Raw genomic sequence first — 13946 nt, forward strand, 5'->3', positions numbered from 1 at the left:
CCTCTTACTCTTCATCGTGGACTAAAACGTAACGCGATAGCCAATGCTAATGGCTCTGCCTGGGGCAGCAAGAGCATTTTCTGTTCTACCTCCCCGACTTCTTACTTGATACAAAAATGGAAAATATTCGGTATCTAGCAAATTCTGAATGCCAATTTGCAGCGACCCTGGACCGATGTCAATGCTGCTAATGTAATCCAGCACAAAATAGCTATCAGTCTCTACAAGAGGGCCGCGATCGCGCCCCCCCACAAACAACGCCTGGAAGCGATTACGCCATCCGGGTAAGGTTTCATTTTCCACATAGGCGGTAATTTTGAGTGGCGAAATTGTGAATGAGTTGAGGGGTTCAAAATCACCATCATCGTCCGGATCAATGTCGCCTTCAAACCAACTGATGAGTCCACCAAGCTGCCAGATTTCACTGGGTTGCCAATCAACCGTTGCCTCAACCCCATAGATTCGCTCGGGAGCACGGATAACCTCAGTTCGACCATCGGCATCAAGCGCAAAGTTGACTCCAAGGTCAGATTGATTAAAAAAACCGGCCAGGGAAAACTGCACAGCTTGCCAGTCTCCGCGAACCCCCAATTCGTAGTTATTAACGACCTGCGGTGCCGTGAAGCCGAGATCATTTTCCACGGATGTAAAAGGCGGAAATTGCAAAATTCGACCAAAATCTGGCACGCCAAAACCTTGAGAAAAGCTAGCAAAGATGCCGAGTTCATTGGTCAGGTCGTAGACCGTACCAATGTTGAATACTACATCGTCCGCACTGAGGTTGCCCCCTTCTACATCAATCTGTTCTCCTTGAAACAAAATAGCGGTATAGTCATCCACGCTCAGTCCGATATTTTCGTATCGTGCTCCACCACTGAGTAGCCAACGGGGGGTGATATCCCATTGTGCTTGGGCAAAGACCCCCAAACTTTCAACCGTGTAGAGTGGAGTGAAGTTGACAACCCGATCGGCTCTAGCAACCCGAAATCCACTGGTGACAAATTCATCATCTAGGACGGTATAGGGCTGAACCACTTTATCATTGTTATAGTCAGCCCCCCAGAGCAAGTTAAAGGTTGTAGAAATAGGCGTTTCAATTTCAAGTCGTCCGCCAAAGCCCTCGAACTCTGCCTGACGTACAATAAAAGACCCTAAGCTCGATCCAGGAAAGTCGGCTGAAAAGGTATCTTCAAAAGGTGCGCCAAGTGAAGTAAAACTGTCACGATAAAATCCTTGCAGGCGAAGCTCACTGCCGAAGATATCGGCGTTGCTATAGTTGAGGTTAAGCGTCGTGAATCTCCGTGCATCTTCGCAAATGACATCAATGCACTCTAAGTCCACTGGTAAGGCGCGGGCTTTGTCGGCATCGGGATCATCTGCCACACTCGGATCGACGATAAATTCTATGGTATCGCTGCTTTCATCCAAGTGATTGACGCTGAACTGGAGGCGCTGATTTTCACCAATGTTCACGCCCAACTTGCCCAAGATGTTGATATTACGGGCGTCTTGTACGATTTGACCGTCGCCTGGGATGCGATCGCCGGCCCCATCAAAGGCATAGCCAAAACCTTCGGTTGAGAAGTTAAGCACATAGTCCACCGGCGACACATTGCCCGAAATGTTAAATCCGAGATAGTTGCCAAAGCTCTCGGCGACGAAGTCTCCCCGAGAATTGACGCGCGCTTCTACCGTTGCCGTTAATTCCTCCTCGCTAGGACGACGAGTAATGATGTTGATCACACCCCCCGTTGCCCCTGCTCCATAAGCGGCTGAGGGTCCCCGAACGACTTCGATCTGCTCGATGGCACCCGGTGGAATACTCCTGAAATACGAAGAAAGTGCATTGAAGTTGGTGCTTACCGGAACCCCATCAATCAAAACCTGTGGGTCTCGCCCCCGTAATCGTTCTCCGCCGCTATTGAAGTTAAAACTAGGGGGATTAAACCCAGGTACAGTCTGACCGAGAATGTCTGGCAGGTTGGTATTGAGGTTGGTTTGCTCCTCAATCTGCTCGCGGGTCACCACCGTCACACTACGCGGCACGTCCTGAATCTCTTCCTCCGTGCGAGTCGCCGTTACCACCACCTGAATCGCATCTGCATCATCAGCGTCGGCAGCCGTTGCCACTCCCGGCACCACGCTCAGCACCAAATTTCCGGTTTCTGTGCTCACCTCAGCCTGCGGCGGCGCCTCCGCCCCCGTAATTGAGACCCTGACACCGCCATCGAGCAGATTCATGACGCTGACCAGGGCAATACCTTCTGCCGGGCCAAACTGCTCAAACATCTCCCCCTCTGGTAGGGCCAGCACCGCATTGGGAATATCCGCCGTCAGCGCATTGCCGATCACCGAGGTTTGAGGCTCCGCCAGGGGGCCAGTTGCTTCCAGGGTTAGCTCCAGCCCGTTTTCCGTTTCGCTGACCTGGACTCCCGTAATCTGGGTAAGAGCCTGGGCCAGTTCCGCAGCCGCTGCACCCGTCTGCTCCTGAGCCTGAAACTGGCCCATCCATTCCTCAACGCTGGTGGCTGGTTCAGGTTCTTCGCCAAATTGGGAAGCCTCTACTGGAACGACCTCAGGCGCAGAAATGGTGGACGTTTCTGAAGAGTCTGCTCGGGCGGCTGACGCCAGCACCACCAAAAACATACCCGTAAGCCAAAATAGTCTTTGCAGTTGACGCATCATTCACTCCCACAACACCGGATAGGACTGCACATCTAAATCGGAATACTTCTCAAGAAGTTTACCGGAAGCAGGTGAGCGATAGAAGCTGCTCTAGAACGGTGGCGGGAGCTTTTTTGAACGATCGCCGGAGGTTTTTGGCTTAGGCTGAATAACCAGCAGTATCGGATTGGCTAAGTAGGTTGCCCTAAATCAACTTTCGAGACGTCATATCGAGTGGAGGGGAGCAGAATCGAGATATCTCAGTGCACTACGCAGGATTGAGATTCCTCCCTCCGGTCGGAATGACATCTTCAGAATATTTTCGACAACGTACTTATAGCGGCAAAAATTGAACCCAATTTTCAAGCTCATCTGGCCTTGCTAACTAAGCGATTATTTCCAGATCTCGAATACACGTACCAATCGAAACCCGTGACTGACGAGCAAATACGAGACCAGGGAAGCGAATGGATCTCGTCTGCCGAGACTTTGCTTCGGCCAGTAAATCATCATCCTGAGAAAAGAGAACCCGCTGTAGTTCGGTGGCACGGTTCAAAACTTCAGGATCCGAGATGCCGATGCGATCATCTTCTTGAACGGTCAGAACGACAATATTTCGCAGCCGCAGGCCGTTCGTAATTGCTCCATGAACATTTTCATCCATGTAGAATGAGATGCTCAAGATAAGAGCCCTTGAGATTTGAGACGAGATACAAAGGGCGAATCCTGATGTTCTTGCTCTGACTGTTTGACGTAATTTTCGCGGCGCTGAATGTCAGCGTCTAGTGTGCTGCGATGGTCCCAATAGTAGGCCAAGGCCGCATAGATCTGGCTCATACTCACGTTGCGATGATTGATTTGAATCTCTTCCGGAGTCCAGCCATAGGCTCGTTGTGCCATTACGAGTTCAACCACCTTGAGCGTCGTCCCCTCGATCACAGGTACCTGCTCCTGGGTCAGCACAACATGTGGATATTCCGTTGGCGTCAGATTTTGTGCATGAATCATTGTGGCTAACCCACTTGTAATATTCCTCATAGTACCAAGAGCGCTTGGCGTCAAGGTTGTCGATAACCAGCCTTTTTAGCTCGTCTGCCAAAAATGCGGCTGACGCTTGCGGTAAGCACTGGGGTTTATGCCGAACTTTTTGCGAAAGGCGATCGCAAAGTGGCTGCGATTGGCATATCCCACGGCTTGAGCGGCATTGGAGACTGACATCTCTCCGGCTTCGAGCAACTGGCGGGACTTTTCCATGCGGCAGTCATGCAAATAACCAAACACGGTAGTGCCAAACACCTGGCGAAACCCGGCTTTGAGCTTGCAATCGTTGATTCCTGCTAATCGAGCCAGCTCAATTAAGGTAGGCGGATCATTGAGTCGAGAAACCAAAATCTCTTTTGCGTAATGGATGCGCTCTACATCGTCCGGTTTTAGCGGCTTGGCGGTTTGGTGCGGTTCATCGGTATCTGGAAGTTGGGCGAGCTGGAGGGTCATCAATTCCCAAATTTTGCTCTCCAGATACATCCGCTGGGTAAAGCCTTGAAATGGACACTGCAAAATCTGTTGAATAACCTGCTGCATCGCTGAATGAGTCGTGCAGACCTGGGAGTAGTAAGTGCAATCGGATGGCTTGATGAGATGGCTGAGCGAATTTGGTAGTTCCCCAGAATAGCCCGTTATCCACTGCCCCAATAGCGTCGGGTCGATATGAATGCTGACCTCAAACTCACGACGATGGGCCGTCTTTTGATAAACTTCCCCTGGAGCCATACCGCTACCGCAAAAACCATGTTGTCCGGCCCTGATAGAGGTTAATTCTGATGCTGCTACCCCCGTCAAGACAAAGCACAGCTCTAACGGGTGCTCACGGTCTTCACTTGCGACTACTAAGTCTTCATGGGGGCGATAGTCGGCAATATCTAAAACAATGCCCTCCCGGATACGGACTGTCCGAAGATAGCCGCTGCCCAGTTCTTGGGGATAAGCCCAGGTTAAATCTAAAGGTTGCTGGGAATTCGGAACTGAGGTCACGCTTGCTTCGTATGAGCGCTCAATAATCTCCAGGTAATCTTCTTGAGAGAAGGTAATCGCCATGAGTCTAAGGTGGTGCAGATATGGTTAAGATTATACCTTAGATGAAATTTATTCTCAATAGGCCTACAGTTCATCCCTTCGACTCCGTTTCTCCTGCGGAGACGCTACGCAAACAGGGCAAGCCTATCCACCCTCTACGGTGCAGGCGGAATTCGAGCAATCCGGCGAGGACGAAGTTGGGCTGGCAGACGATAGGCAGGCACCATGCCGTCTTCGCTGTCGAGGTAGAGTTCGCTGGCGGTGAGCAAGTCGGCGGCACAGGTTGCAGGGTCTAAATCGCCGAAGAGGAAAGTGGGTTTGTGGGTGCCGACGAAGGCGATCGCGCATGGCCTCTCACAAATACACAGACAGGTCGTTGTCTCAATCGTCAGTTCATCCTTGCGCGGCCACCGCTCGTGCAGTTCCCTGAGCTGATGAAGCAAGCGGACGCCGTCCGTTTCTTGATTGGCATCCGCCTCAGAATGAGTACCGCAGGCTTCGCAGACGACTAGAACATGCTTTGCCATGAAATCAATTCTCCTCGAGCAAATATTTGAACAGGTCATCAATGACTAGATTGGCCGCAATTGGTCCATCGCCAATCCAATATTCACCGGGGACTTCGTACACTCGGTCTTGCTGTACCACCGATAGCGTTGACCACAGTGGATCTGCTTTGAGCGCTTCTTTTTCAGACTGTGCATTTTGGGCAATTTCATCGCGATGTCCAAAAGTCCAGAGAAAAAGGGCATCGCCATCCACATCCGGTATATTTTCTCGACTAATTGTGTATTGAATTTGATTGTCAAAGAGGTTTTTTGCTTCTGAGGCCGTGAAATCTTGAGATGCCGGACGAGATAAGCCTGCATCAGCGATGACTGTGCCAGGAAATGAGTCTTTGAGATAAAGATTGATCTGAGTTGGATATACCCGCACAATTGAAATCTCGGTCTCGGCGGCGCGAGTTCCCATGTGCTGCTGAAATTCTTGGGTGCGATCGTAATAATGCTCCATCACCTGCTCAGCTTTCTCCGTTAACCTGAGTGCTGCCGCGTACTGCATAAACACATCTTTCCACTGACCGCTATAGTCATATGGAATGACGACAGTGGGAGCGATATTGGACAAAAGCTTATAGTCCACGTTGGCATAGCTCCCGATAACAATGAGGTCTGGCTTGAGCTCTACAATCCGTTCGAGGTTGGGCGCATCGTATCCACCAACATTCTCAATGTCGTCAATCTCTCCTCGTAGGTAAAAATTAGCTTGAGCCGCACTATCACTGGCAATCGGTTTGACTCCCAAGCTCAATGCGTAATCTAGCCCAGCTAAATCTACAATTCTCTGAGGATTGTCAGGTACACAGGTTTTGCCCGCCGCATGGCTAACCATGTGACACGCCCCAGCCGCTTCTCCGCCTGCAATCTCTGGGGGAGTTGACTCTAATGAACGTCCCCCACAGGCGACGGATACAACCAAAGCAGTAATTGCAGCGATCGCCACTAGCCATCTACGATACCTTTGCCTCATCTGCAACTCACCTTCTATGCTCCCATTTTAAATCGTGACTTCTAAAACTCAACAGACACCCTCCCGATAATTGTTAGGGGTGCTCCGGGCTCAATGGCCACCCGGCCAAAGTTGTTGGATTTGAAATAGCGTTCATCAAACAGATTTTGCACATTGATGGATGCCCGCCAATTATCACGGTTGTAAAACACGGCGGCATCGGTGCGCCAATAGCCCGGCAAATCGAAGCTGTCGTCGAAGTTTCCGGCCCGCTCGCCAACATGAAATACCCCAGCCCCAAAGCCCAACCCCTGCAGGTCGCCCGCCTGAATTTCATAGGTGGACCAAAGGCTGAAGGTATTTTCCGGGACATTTTGCACCCGGCTCCCAGGTTCCAAACCAAAAAATTCCTCGGTGAATTCAGCATCGATATAGCCGTAGGAGGCGATCACATTCCAACCGGGCAAAATTTCACCGGCCACATCTAGTTCAATGCCTCGGCTGCGCTGCTCGGCAATGGGAAGATTAAAGTCAGGATTGTTAGGATCGGTGGTCGCCAGGTTGGTTTTGGTAATGGTATAGGCGGCTAGATTGGCAATTAAGTTGCCTTCCAAGAGTTCACCTCGTAGCCCCACCTCATACTGGGTGCCCCGTTCTGGATCTAGGAATGAGCCATCGACGGCGGTACCAAAGTTGGGCTGAAAAGAGCGAGCATAGTTGGCGTATAGTGAGAAGGACTCAATCGGGCCATAGAGTAAGCCAATGGATGGACTAAAGGCACTGGGAGACTGACTCGAATCCTCTCTCAAGTTGTCGTCGCTGCGCTGTTCAACAAAATCTAGTCGTCCCCCCAGCAGCAGCTTTAAGTTATCGGTCAAGTCAATCTGATCCTGGACAAAAATTCCGAGGTTATCGGTGCGGGAGACGCTATCGCGCACGACGACAGTCAAATCATCCAGATCGGGACGGGGAATTTGGTTATAAACCGGGTCGAAAATATTGATATCTGGAGTAAGCCCCGCCGGTAGTCGGCTTTGAGTTCCCCCAAAGGTCAGACGAGACAGGTCAAATCCCAACAGAAGGTTATGCTCAATGGCACCCGTAGAAAATTGTCCCTCCACTTCCGTTTGCAAAGCATAGCTCTCGCTGACATCGTCATTGGAGCGAAAATTGCGGGTCAAGATGCCGGTATCTTCATCCAACGACAGCGGCTCAGCTCGAAAGTCAAGGCTATCGGAAGAGACGATCCGTAAAGCATTGCGAATACTCCAGCGATCGCTCAAGTTATGCTCTAGACGATAACCCGCAGAAATTTCTTCCGTTTCCCTAAAATCTTCGGGTTCACCAAAAAAGCGACTGATAGGCGTATCCACAATGTCTCGCCCAGTGGCAATAAATCCCCGATCAAAGGGGCGTTCATCGTCGAGATAGCTGAAATCTAGAGCTAGACGAGTGTCTTCGCTAATATCCCAGGCAAGCACTGGAGCGGCAAAAAAGCGATTGACATCCTGATCAAAATCTCGAAAGCCATCCGAGTGCTCGTAGGCCAAATTAAGTCGATAGCGCAAGTCGGTCGATTCAGTGAGCGGCCCAGACAAATCGATCGTAGGGCGAACAAATCCATAGCTGCCCGCCTGGACATCAAACTCGTAGTTAGAGAAGGGTAAGGGCTGCTCGGTCACCAAGTTGATGATGCCTCCCGGCTCGATATTGCCGTATAGAACCGAGGCTGGCCCCTTAAGCACCTCAAAGCGCTCAACGTTGGAGGTTTCCAGGATGCCATTGGACGGATCGCGAAAGCCATCTCGAAAGAATTCAGAAACGGAGAACCCGCGAATATTCAGCTGATCGACGGTACCCGCAAAGCCGCCGTCCTGTACGACACTGCTGACGTTGCGCGTAGCATCGTCGATGCGGTTGCCCGCCTGATCCTCAAATACCTGCTGGGGCACCACCTGAATCGAGCGCGGAATCTCGAGTAGCGGCGTTTCGGTGCGAGTGGCTGTAGTTGCCTCGTTTACAACATAGTCATCTTCCTGCTCGCCTGTAACCGCAATTTGCAGCGCCTCTTCGGCAGCGGCATCCGCCATAGCATCGCCTGGCACGACCCCCAGCACTAAGCCAGTGCCCTCGGTATTGACCTCAGCCGCTGGCGGCGCGTCAGTCCCGGTAATCGAAACCTGCACCCGGCTACCGTCGAGATTGGTCAAAGAGACAAAGGCGATTCCCTCGGCAGGGTTAGCGGCCTCGAAGGTCTCACCCTCAGGCAGTGCCAGCACCGCATTGGGAATTTCGAGAATGAGCGCGTTACCAACCGTAGAAATGTCGGGTTCGGCCAGCGAAGCCGCGGCCTCTAGCGTCAGTTGCAGACCTGTTTCTTCAGGGGCTAACCGCACGCTGGTAATCTCTACGGGGGTAATCTGTACCGGCGCTTGGGCCAGATTCAGATCGCTGGCTTGAACACTCGCTTGAGCTGGGTCAATTTCTGGCAGGGCCACAGACTGGGCTCGGACTTCAGGGGCCGAAGCGATTGAGAGCAGTCCAACCAGCAGCACCACGCTTTGCAATTTATCAGTCATCACACCACAGTATAGATTTCTCAAGAATGTCGATCCTGAACTTGGGACAGTTAGGAACACTTCTCAAGAAGATTACTGGATAGAGGGTTCATGGCAATAGGGCTGGCGATCCGCAGCCGGAGTTTTTGCGATCGCACCCCGGAGTTTCGCGGCTAGCGAGGTCGTAAAAGCGAATTTGCTACGATAAGGCAGTATCTGGCAGTGCAGGACTTTCCCATGGTGCAAGAACGGGCACGCTCCTCCCAAACCGCAGCGGCAGTCAATCTACCTTGCCTAGAAAGCGGCGACCATCTAACCCGGCACGAGTTTGAGCGTCGTTATCATGCCATGCCCGATCTCAAAAAAGCGGAATTGATTGAAGGAGTTGTGTACGTGCCATCACCGCTGCGCTTTGAACCTCATGCTGAGCCCCATGGGCATCTCATCACCTGGCTTGGGGTTTACCAGGCCATGACGCCTGGGGTACGGATCGGAGATAACCCAACCGTGCGCCTCGATTGGGACAATGAACCTCAACCCGATGCCCTATTGCTGATCGACCCGATAGCCGGAGGGCAGACACGGTTAAGCCCCGACGGCTACATTGAAGGTGCGCCTGAACTCGTCGTTGAGATTGCCGCTAGCAGTGCCGCCATCGACCTGGGCAGCAAAATGCAAGCCTATCGCCGCAACGGCGTTTTGGAGTATGTCGTCTGGCAGGCATTCGAGAATCGGCTCAGCTGGTTTCAGCTGGTAGAAGGCGAGTATCAACAACTGATGCCTGATGCCGAAGGAATGATTCGCAGCCAGGTGTTTCCGGGGCTATGGCTAGCAGTAGAAGCACTCCTGTCCGGGGATATGAAAACCGTGCTGTCAGCTGTACAAGCGGGTTTGGGCTCTTCCGACCATGAGACTTTTGTAAAGCAGCTCAGGTCTAGATGATGTCGCTGAAACAACGGCTAGCCGAGGTGCAGGTTTAGAAGAGACTCTATCCTGTCACGCTCGCCGCTGCCGCATAAACATTCCCGGATTCACCCCATACCGGCGGCGAAAGGCGGCGGCGAAGTGACCCCGATTGGCAAAACCTACGGCATGAGCGGCGGCTGTGACGTTCATTTCACCCCTCTCTAGCAGCTGATGCGATCGCGCCATTCGCAGCTCATGCAGATAGCCAAAGACGGTCGTGTCGAACACCTGGCGAAAGCCCACTTTTAGCTTGTGGTCGTTGATGCCAACGGCGCGGGCCAACTCCATCAGCGAGGGGGGATTTAACAAGCGCTGCCGCAGAATTTTGCTGGCATAGTGGATGCGTTCAACGTCATCGGGTTTTAGCCGATGAGCGCTGGTTTGGGGAGGCTGTGAAGGACGAACTGCCTCGATCAGTAAGGCCATCAGTTCCCAGACTTTGCTTTCTAAGTACAGCCGCTGAGTCATTCCCTGAAATGGACAGGTGAGGATTTGCTGCACGGTCATCTGCATGGCTGCCGTGGGGGTACCGCTGTGCTCGTAATATTTTTCATCGGGCGATCGCATAAACGGCTTCAGGCCAACGGGTAGCTGCTCAGAAAGGCCCAGCCACTGCCGAAACACCACCGGTTCGATATGGACATTGACGCTAACGATCCGGGTGTTTCCTGGTACAAACCAGGGCTCTCCGGGGGCCAGGCCACTGCCGCAGAGGCTGTAGCGCTGCTGGGTTTTTCCAGCTGGGTAGAACTGGTCGAAGGTGTATTCGAGCGGATGAACGCGATCGCGGTGAGTCATTACCAGATCGTCTTTTAGGCAGCTATCAGAAACCGCCAGTTCCAGTCCCGGACGCAGCTCATTGGAATAACGATAGCCCTGCCCCAGCTGAGACGGATAGGATTCGCGCAGGCCAAGGCGGTCGCCTGGATCGGGCTGGACAGCCTGAAACAAATCCCAATAGTCAGCGTGAGCAAGGGTAAGCGTCATAGTTAAGTCAGGTCGCAGCTGCCTTTGAAATAGAGCTTGCAATGAGAGCTTCAGCCAGCTTACTATAGATGACACTTTTTCTCAATTAGTTTCTACCTGCGCTGGCGACAGTGATGCTGGATGCAGATCCCCATTCTTGCTGGGCTGTAGGTTCCTGGGGCAGAAGCAATTGGGCAAATTCGTCCAGGCTATAAGTTGGGTGATCCAAATTAAGGAGTGCAGAACTAATCGGGCAATTGTAATTTCACCCTCTGAGCTTCTGTCAAGTGGCATACCTGCACCACCTGAGCCACATCCATACCAGTAGCCAAGAGGTTTTGAGCTGTTTGCAAAACCTGAGCTTCAGCCTCTTCCCTGGCGCGTCGTTCTTGGTTCCTAGCCCGTCGTTCTTGGTTCTTAGCCCGTCGTTCTTGCTCTGTATCAGTCAAAAACCAATCGCCCGATGCATCACACCACCGCAACCAGTCGCCTGCCACCTCATCAAATTCCCCTTGCCATATCCCCAGGCCAATCGCCAAATCATCTAACCAAATCAGCGGGTTAGTGGGGCGTAGGGGCTGCTCCTGATATTCGCCATCAATCCAGCGAAAATAGCGCAATCGCCGGGTGTACCGGCTGTACACAATGTAGTGCGGCACCCTCAAATAGCGTTCATATACCTCAAATTTTCTAGGGGGTTTCTGCGATTCCTTGGCCTTCCCTCTCTCGGCCTCTACTAACCCAGGGGTCTCAACGTCATCTTCCCCACTGTCTGCCCGCCTCGCCTGATCGACAAACCGACCCAGGTCTTCGCCAGCGGTGCCCGCCGACAAAAACTCCACCACCACATCCGGCGATTTTCCTTCTTGCCACACCACATAGCTGCGGCGCAAATCTTCCCCATCGTAGAGCCGCGACACCCCCACCGCCAGGAACCAATCGGGTCGCTTGTGCCACTGGAGATGGCTTTCGTCGTAGTAAAGGTTGAGGTCGGAGCCGGTAAACCACTCTCGTCGAGCATATTGGCTCAGGTGCAGGGTGCGGCTGAGCAATTGGGGTTGTAAATCATGGTACTCGTCAGGCAATCCTGGCTCCTCGGGGGCTTCGCTGGGTAAGTCGTACATGGTGGGCAGGTCAGCCCGACGCGATCGCATTTCCCTAGATCGCACTTCCTCGCTTTGAGTGCGTTGTCCATTGGTCAAAGTGTCTGAGGAGGTTTGACTGACCTGAGAAAAAGACGGAGGACGACTACCCATCATGGCCTCGTTGATTGCCTGAAAGTTTATCTGCTCCAATCCTATCGCACCTGACTAAGCAATCCCTAGTAATGAGAGGAGCCTACTAGGGCAAAGCCGGGGGGCTTGCAAAAGATCAGCACGCGGGTACCGTTTTCTGGCCTGGGCTGGTTGTTGTGGATCAGCAGGAAGCGGGTCTGGTAGCGATCGTAGTCGTCGCAGATTTCCTCGCCCAAGGCTCGCAAGGGGGCGGACACTCGATGGCAACATAAATCTGATGCTCCGAGGCAGAACCAATGATGTCTACACCAGATTGATAAGACTGTTCAGCGCAGAAAAATTGCTCTTAAAGCAGTACTGACGTTAGCCCAGTCCCTAGTTGAAAGTTGTCCTAAGCGGCGATTGACAATCCTTTTTTCTAAAGTTGCGATTTTATGGAGACGGACTACAGAGGGCAAGAGCAAGCCAGCTTGTGTCGAATCGAGTAGACTCACATCAAAGGATGTGGAATAGAGTTGGCTTGTGATTCTAGCAACCACGATGTCTGGATCTTCAACATCCAGTAAAACTAAAGCCGGTCGCTGCTTTTGTCGGACGCTATCAGTAAATGGAAATGCTATTAAAACGACTTCCCCAGACAAATAAGTTTCCATGTTACGTTACAAGGCGTCGTAAATAGCGTCTTCAGAGCTATATCCAGCGAGAAACTGCTCAGTTGCGAGAGCTTGCCAAGCTGCCTTGTCGTCGGCCTCAGACGAGTCTTGAACGATCACGATGACTCTAACTGACTGATGACCAGCCAGTTGAGACAGCACTGTTTTGGGTAGTTTTAGCTGTCCATCGGCGGTAACTTCCCCGGCAAATTCGTAAGCTTTCATTGCCTCTAATTCTCCAAATGCTATTTTTCAACCATGAGTCACAGCATTTATGCTAACTTGCGATCGCTAAAATTTGATCGCCTCACACCGCGCTTGAATTTCAGGAGGTCTACTCCCTGGTTGACTGACAAAAGTTTAGCGTCCAAGCACTGAAACGCTCATCAGCTGGGGAAAGGAGCGACTGAATAAAAGAGTAGGGAGCGAGCCTTCTAAGATCTAGATACGACTCAAAATCTAGAAGTGCCATGAAAAAACGCTCCCCCCTCTACTCTGCCCTGAACGCCTGGCTCGGTCAAGCCTGTCTCTGGGCGCATAAACCCCATCTGACGACCTGCGTATGGATGGTCTCAGCACTGCTCTGCATCGGAGCAGACAATCTGACCCGCTGGCTGCCCTACCTACCCTGTCGCGATCGCGTTTCCCTAGATCGCACTTCCTCGCTTTGAGTGCGTTGTCCATTGGTCAAAGCGTCTGAGGAGGTTTGACTGATCTGAGAAAAAGACGGCGGACGACTACCCATCATGGCCTCGTTGATTGCCTGAAAGTTTATCTGCTCCAATCCTATCGCACCTGACTAAGCAATCATTAGTAATGAGAGGAGCCTACTAGGGCAAAGCCAGGGGGCTTGCAAAAGATCAGCACGCGGGTACCGTTTTCTGGCCTGGGCTGGTTGTTGTGGATCAGCAGGAAGCGGGTCTGGTAACGATCGTAGTCGTCGCAGATTTCCTCGCCCAAGGCTCGAAGGTTGTCAGGTACATTAAGCACAGCATCAATCGGGAGTTTTGCCATGGTACGTCTTGATCAGAATCCTCCCATAGTTGACCAGGGTCGATTGCCCAGCGAGCAGTTGGGATTGCAGCTAGGGATTCATGGGCAGCAGCTGCGCTGGTTTACGGCTGAGGGTGTGCTGATTCCGCTACCTGAAGAGGCAGAGCAGCAGCGGGCGGAGCAAGTCCAGCAGAGCTAAAGCAGCTGGAGACCTATCTGCGATAGCGCAAGCGCTGACTTGTCAGTTCGCAGGGCGTTGACCCCAATCAATTGCCTGAGAGTTAGACCCATTGGCATCGCTGAATGGATACTGTGAGTGTAAATAAGTT

General features: G+C 52.2%; 16 protein-coding genes. 3 read left to right on the forward strand and 13 right to left on the reverse strand.

What is annotated here, in order from left to right; all coding sequences use genetic code 11:
• Positions 1-21: 21 nt before the first annotated feature.
• The 7 genes from IQ241_RS00745 to IQ241_RS00775 all read right to left on the reverse strand — a co-directional run bounded on the left by IQ241_RS00745 (position 22) and on the right by IQ241_RS00775 (position 8825).
• Entirely contained in the window at positions 22-2685 is a 2664-nt protein-coding gene (locus IQ241_RS00745; RefSeq protein ID WP_228021243.1) for a TonB-dependent receptor domain-containing protein, read from the reverse strand.
• A 364-nt stretch (positions 2686-3049) separates the two neighbouring features.
• Positions 3050-3328, reverse strand: a complete 279-nt coding sequence (locus IQ241_RS00750) for a DUF5615 family PIN-like protein (RefSeq protein ID WP_228021244.1) — start codon at positions 3326-3328, stop codon at positions 3050-3052.
• 14 nt (positions 3329-3342) lie between these two features.
• The gene (locus IQ241_RS00755) at positions 3343-3672 is read right to left on the reverse strand and encodes a DUF433 domain-containing protein (protein WP_193904491.1); all 330 of its coding nucleotides are present in this window, start codon (positions 3670-3672) and stop codon (positions 3343-3345) included.
• A 75-nt stretch (positions 3673-3747) separates the two neighbouring features.
• The gene (locus IQ241_RS00760; RefSeq protein WP_193904492.1) at positions 3748-4758 is read right to left on the reverse strand and encodes a helix-turn-helix transcriptional regulator; all 1011 of its coding nucleotides are present in this window, start codon (positions 4756-4758) and stop codon (positions 3748-3750) included.
• 134 nt (positions 4759-4892) lie between these two features.
• The gene (locus IQ241_RS00765) at positions 4893-5264 is read right to left on the reverse strand and encodes a DUF1636 family protein (protein WP_193904493.1); all 372 of its coding nucleotides are present in this window, start codon (positions 5262-5264) and stop codon (positions 4893-4895) included.
• A gap of 4 nt (positions 5265-5268) precedes the next feature.
• A complete protein-coding gene (locus IQ241_RS00770) occupies positions 5269-6240 on the reverse strand; it encodes an iron-siderophore ABC transporter substrate-binding protein (protein WP_193904494.1) in 972 nt (323 codons plus the stop codon).
• Positions 6241-6308: 68 nt separating this feature from the next.
• The gene (locus IQ241_RS00775) at positions 6309-8825 is read right to left on the reverse strand and encodes a TonB-dependent receptor (protein WP_193904495.1); all 2517 of its coding nucleotides are present in this window, start codon (positions 8823-8825) and stop codon (positions 6309-6311) included.
• Between the two features lie 216 nt (positions 8826-9041).
• Between IQ241_RS00775 and IQ241_RS00780 the strand changes: the two genes are divergently transcribed.
• Complete coding sequence (locus tag IQ241_RS00780) at positions 9042-9746, forward strand: Uma2 family endonuclease (protein ID WP_193904496.1); 705 nt, start codon at positions 9042-9044, stop codon at positions 9744-9746.
• 54 nt (positions 9747-9800) lie between these two features.
• Here IQ241_RS00780 and IQ241_RS00785 read toward each other — a convergent pair whose 3' ends face one another.
• The 5 genes from IQ241_RS00785 to IQ241_RS00805 all read right to left on the reverse strand — a co-directional run bounded on the left by IQ241_RS00785 (position 9801) and on the right by IQ241_RS00805 (position 12849).
• A complete protein-coding gene (locus tag IQ241_RS00785) occupies positions 9801-10757 on the reverse strand; it encodes a helix-turn-helix transcriptional regulator (protein WP_193904497.1) in 957 nt (318 codons plus the stop codon).
• Between the two features lie 224 nt (positions 10758-10981).
• Positions 10982-11992, reverse strand: coding sequence for a Uma2 family endonuclease (locus tag IQ241_RS00790; RefSeq protein WP_228021245.1), 1011 nt, complete (start codon positions 11990-11992; stop codon positions 10982-10984).
• Positions 11993-12057: 65 nt separating this feature from the next.
• Positions 12058-12228, reverse strand: coding sequence for a hypothetical protein (locus tag IQ241_RS00795; RefSeq protein ID WP_193904498.1), 171 nt, complete (start codon positions 12226-12228; stop codon positions 12058-12060).
• 69 nt (positions 12229-12297) lie between these two features.
• Positions 12298-12624 carry a type II toxin-antitoxin system PemK/MazF family toxin gene (locus IQ241_RS00800; RefSeq protein ID WP_193904499.1) on the reverse strand — a complete coding sequence of 109 codons (327 nt, stop codon included), beginning with the start codon at positions 12622-12624 and terminating at the stop codon, positions 12298-12300.
• A 6-nt stretch (positions 12625-12630) separates the two neighbouring features.
• A complete protein-coding gene (locus IQ241_RS00805) occupies positions 12631-12849 on the reverse strand; it encodes a hypothetical protein (RefSeq protein ID WP_193904500.1) in 219 nt (72 codons plus the stop codon).
• A 245-nt stretch (positions 12850-13094) separates the two neighbouring features.
• On the opposite strand from IQ241_RS00805, the gene IQ241_RS00810 reads away from it, so the two are divergent.
• Positions 13095-13295, forward strand: coding sequence for a hypothetical protein (locus IQ241_RS00810; protein ID WP_193904501.1), 201 nt, complete (start codon positions 13095-13097; stop codon positions 13293-13295).
• 139 nt (positions 13296-13434) lie between these two features.
• Here IQ241_RS00810 and IQ241_RS00815 read toward each other — a convergent pair whose 3' ends face one another.
• Positions 13435-13638 carry a hypothetical protein gene (locus tag IQ241_RS00815; RefSeq protein WP_193904502.1) on the reverse strand — a complete coding sequence of 68 codons (204 nt, stop codon included), beginning with the start codon at positions 13636-13638 and terminating at the stop codon, positions 13435-13437.
• On the opposite strand from IQ241_RS00815, the gene IQ241_RS00820 reads away from it, so the two are divergent.
• On the forward strand, positions 13637-13816 hold the full coding sequence (locus IQ241_RS00820) for a hypothetical protein (protein ID WP_193904503.1): 180 nt from the start codon (positions 13637-13639) through the stop codon (positions 13814-13816). The genes IQ241_RS00815 and IQ241_RS00820 overlap by 2 nt on opposite strands.
• The last annotated feature ends 130 nt before the right edge of the window (positions 13817-13946 follow it).

The organism is Vasconcelosia minhoensis LEGE 07310, assembly GCF_015207255.1.
Lineage (GTDB): Bacteria > Cyanobacteriota > Cyanobacteriia > Phormidesmidales > Phormidesmidaceae > Vasconcelosia > Vasconcelosia minhoensis.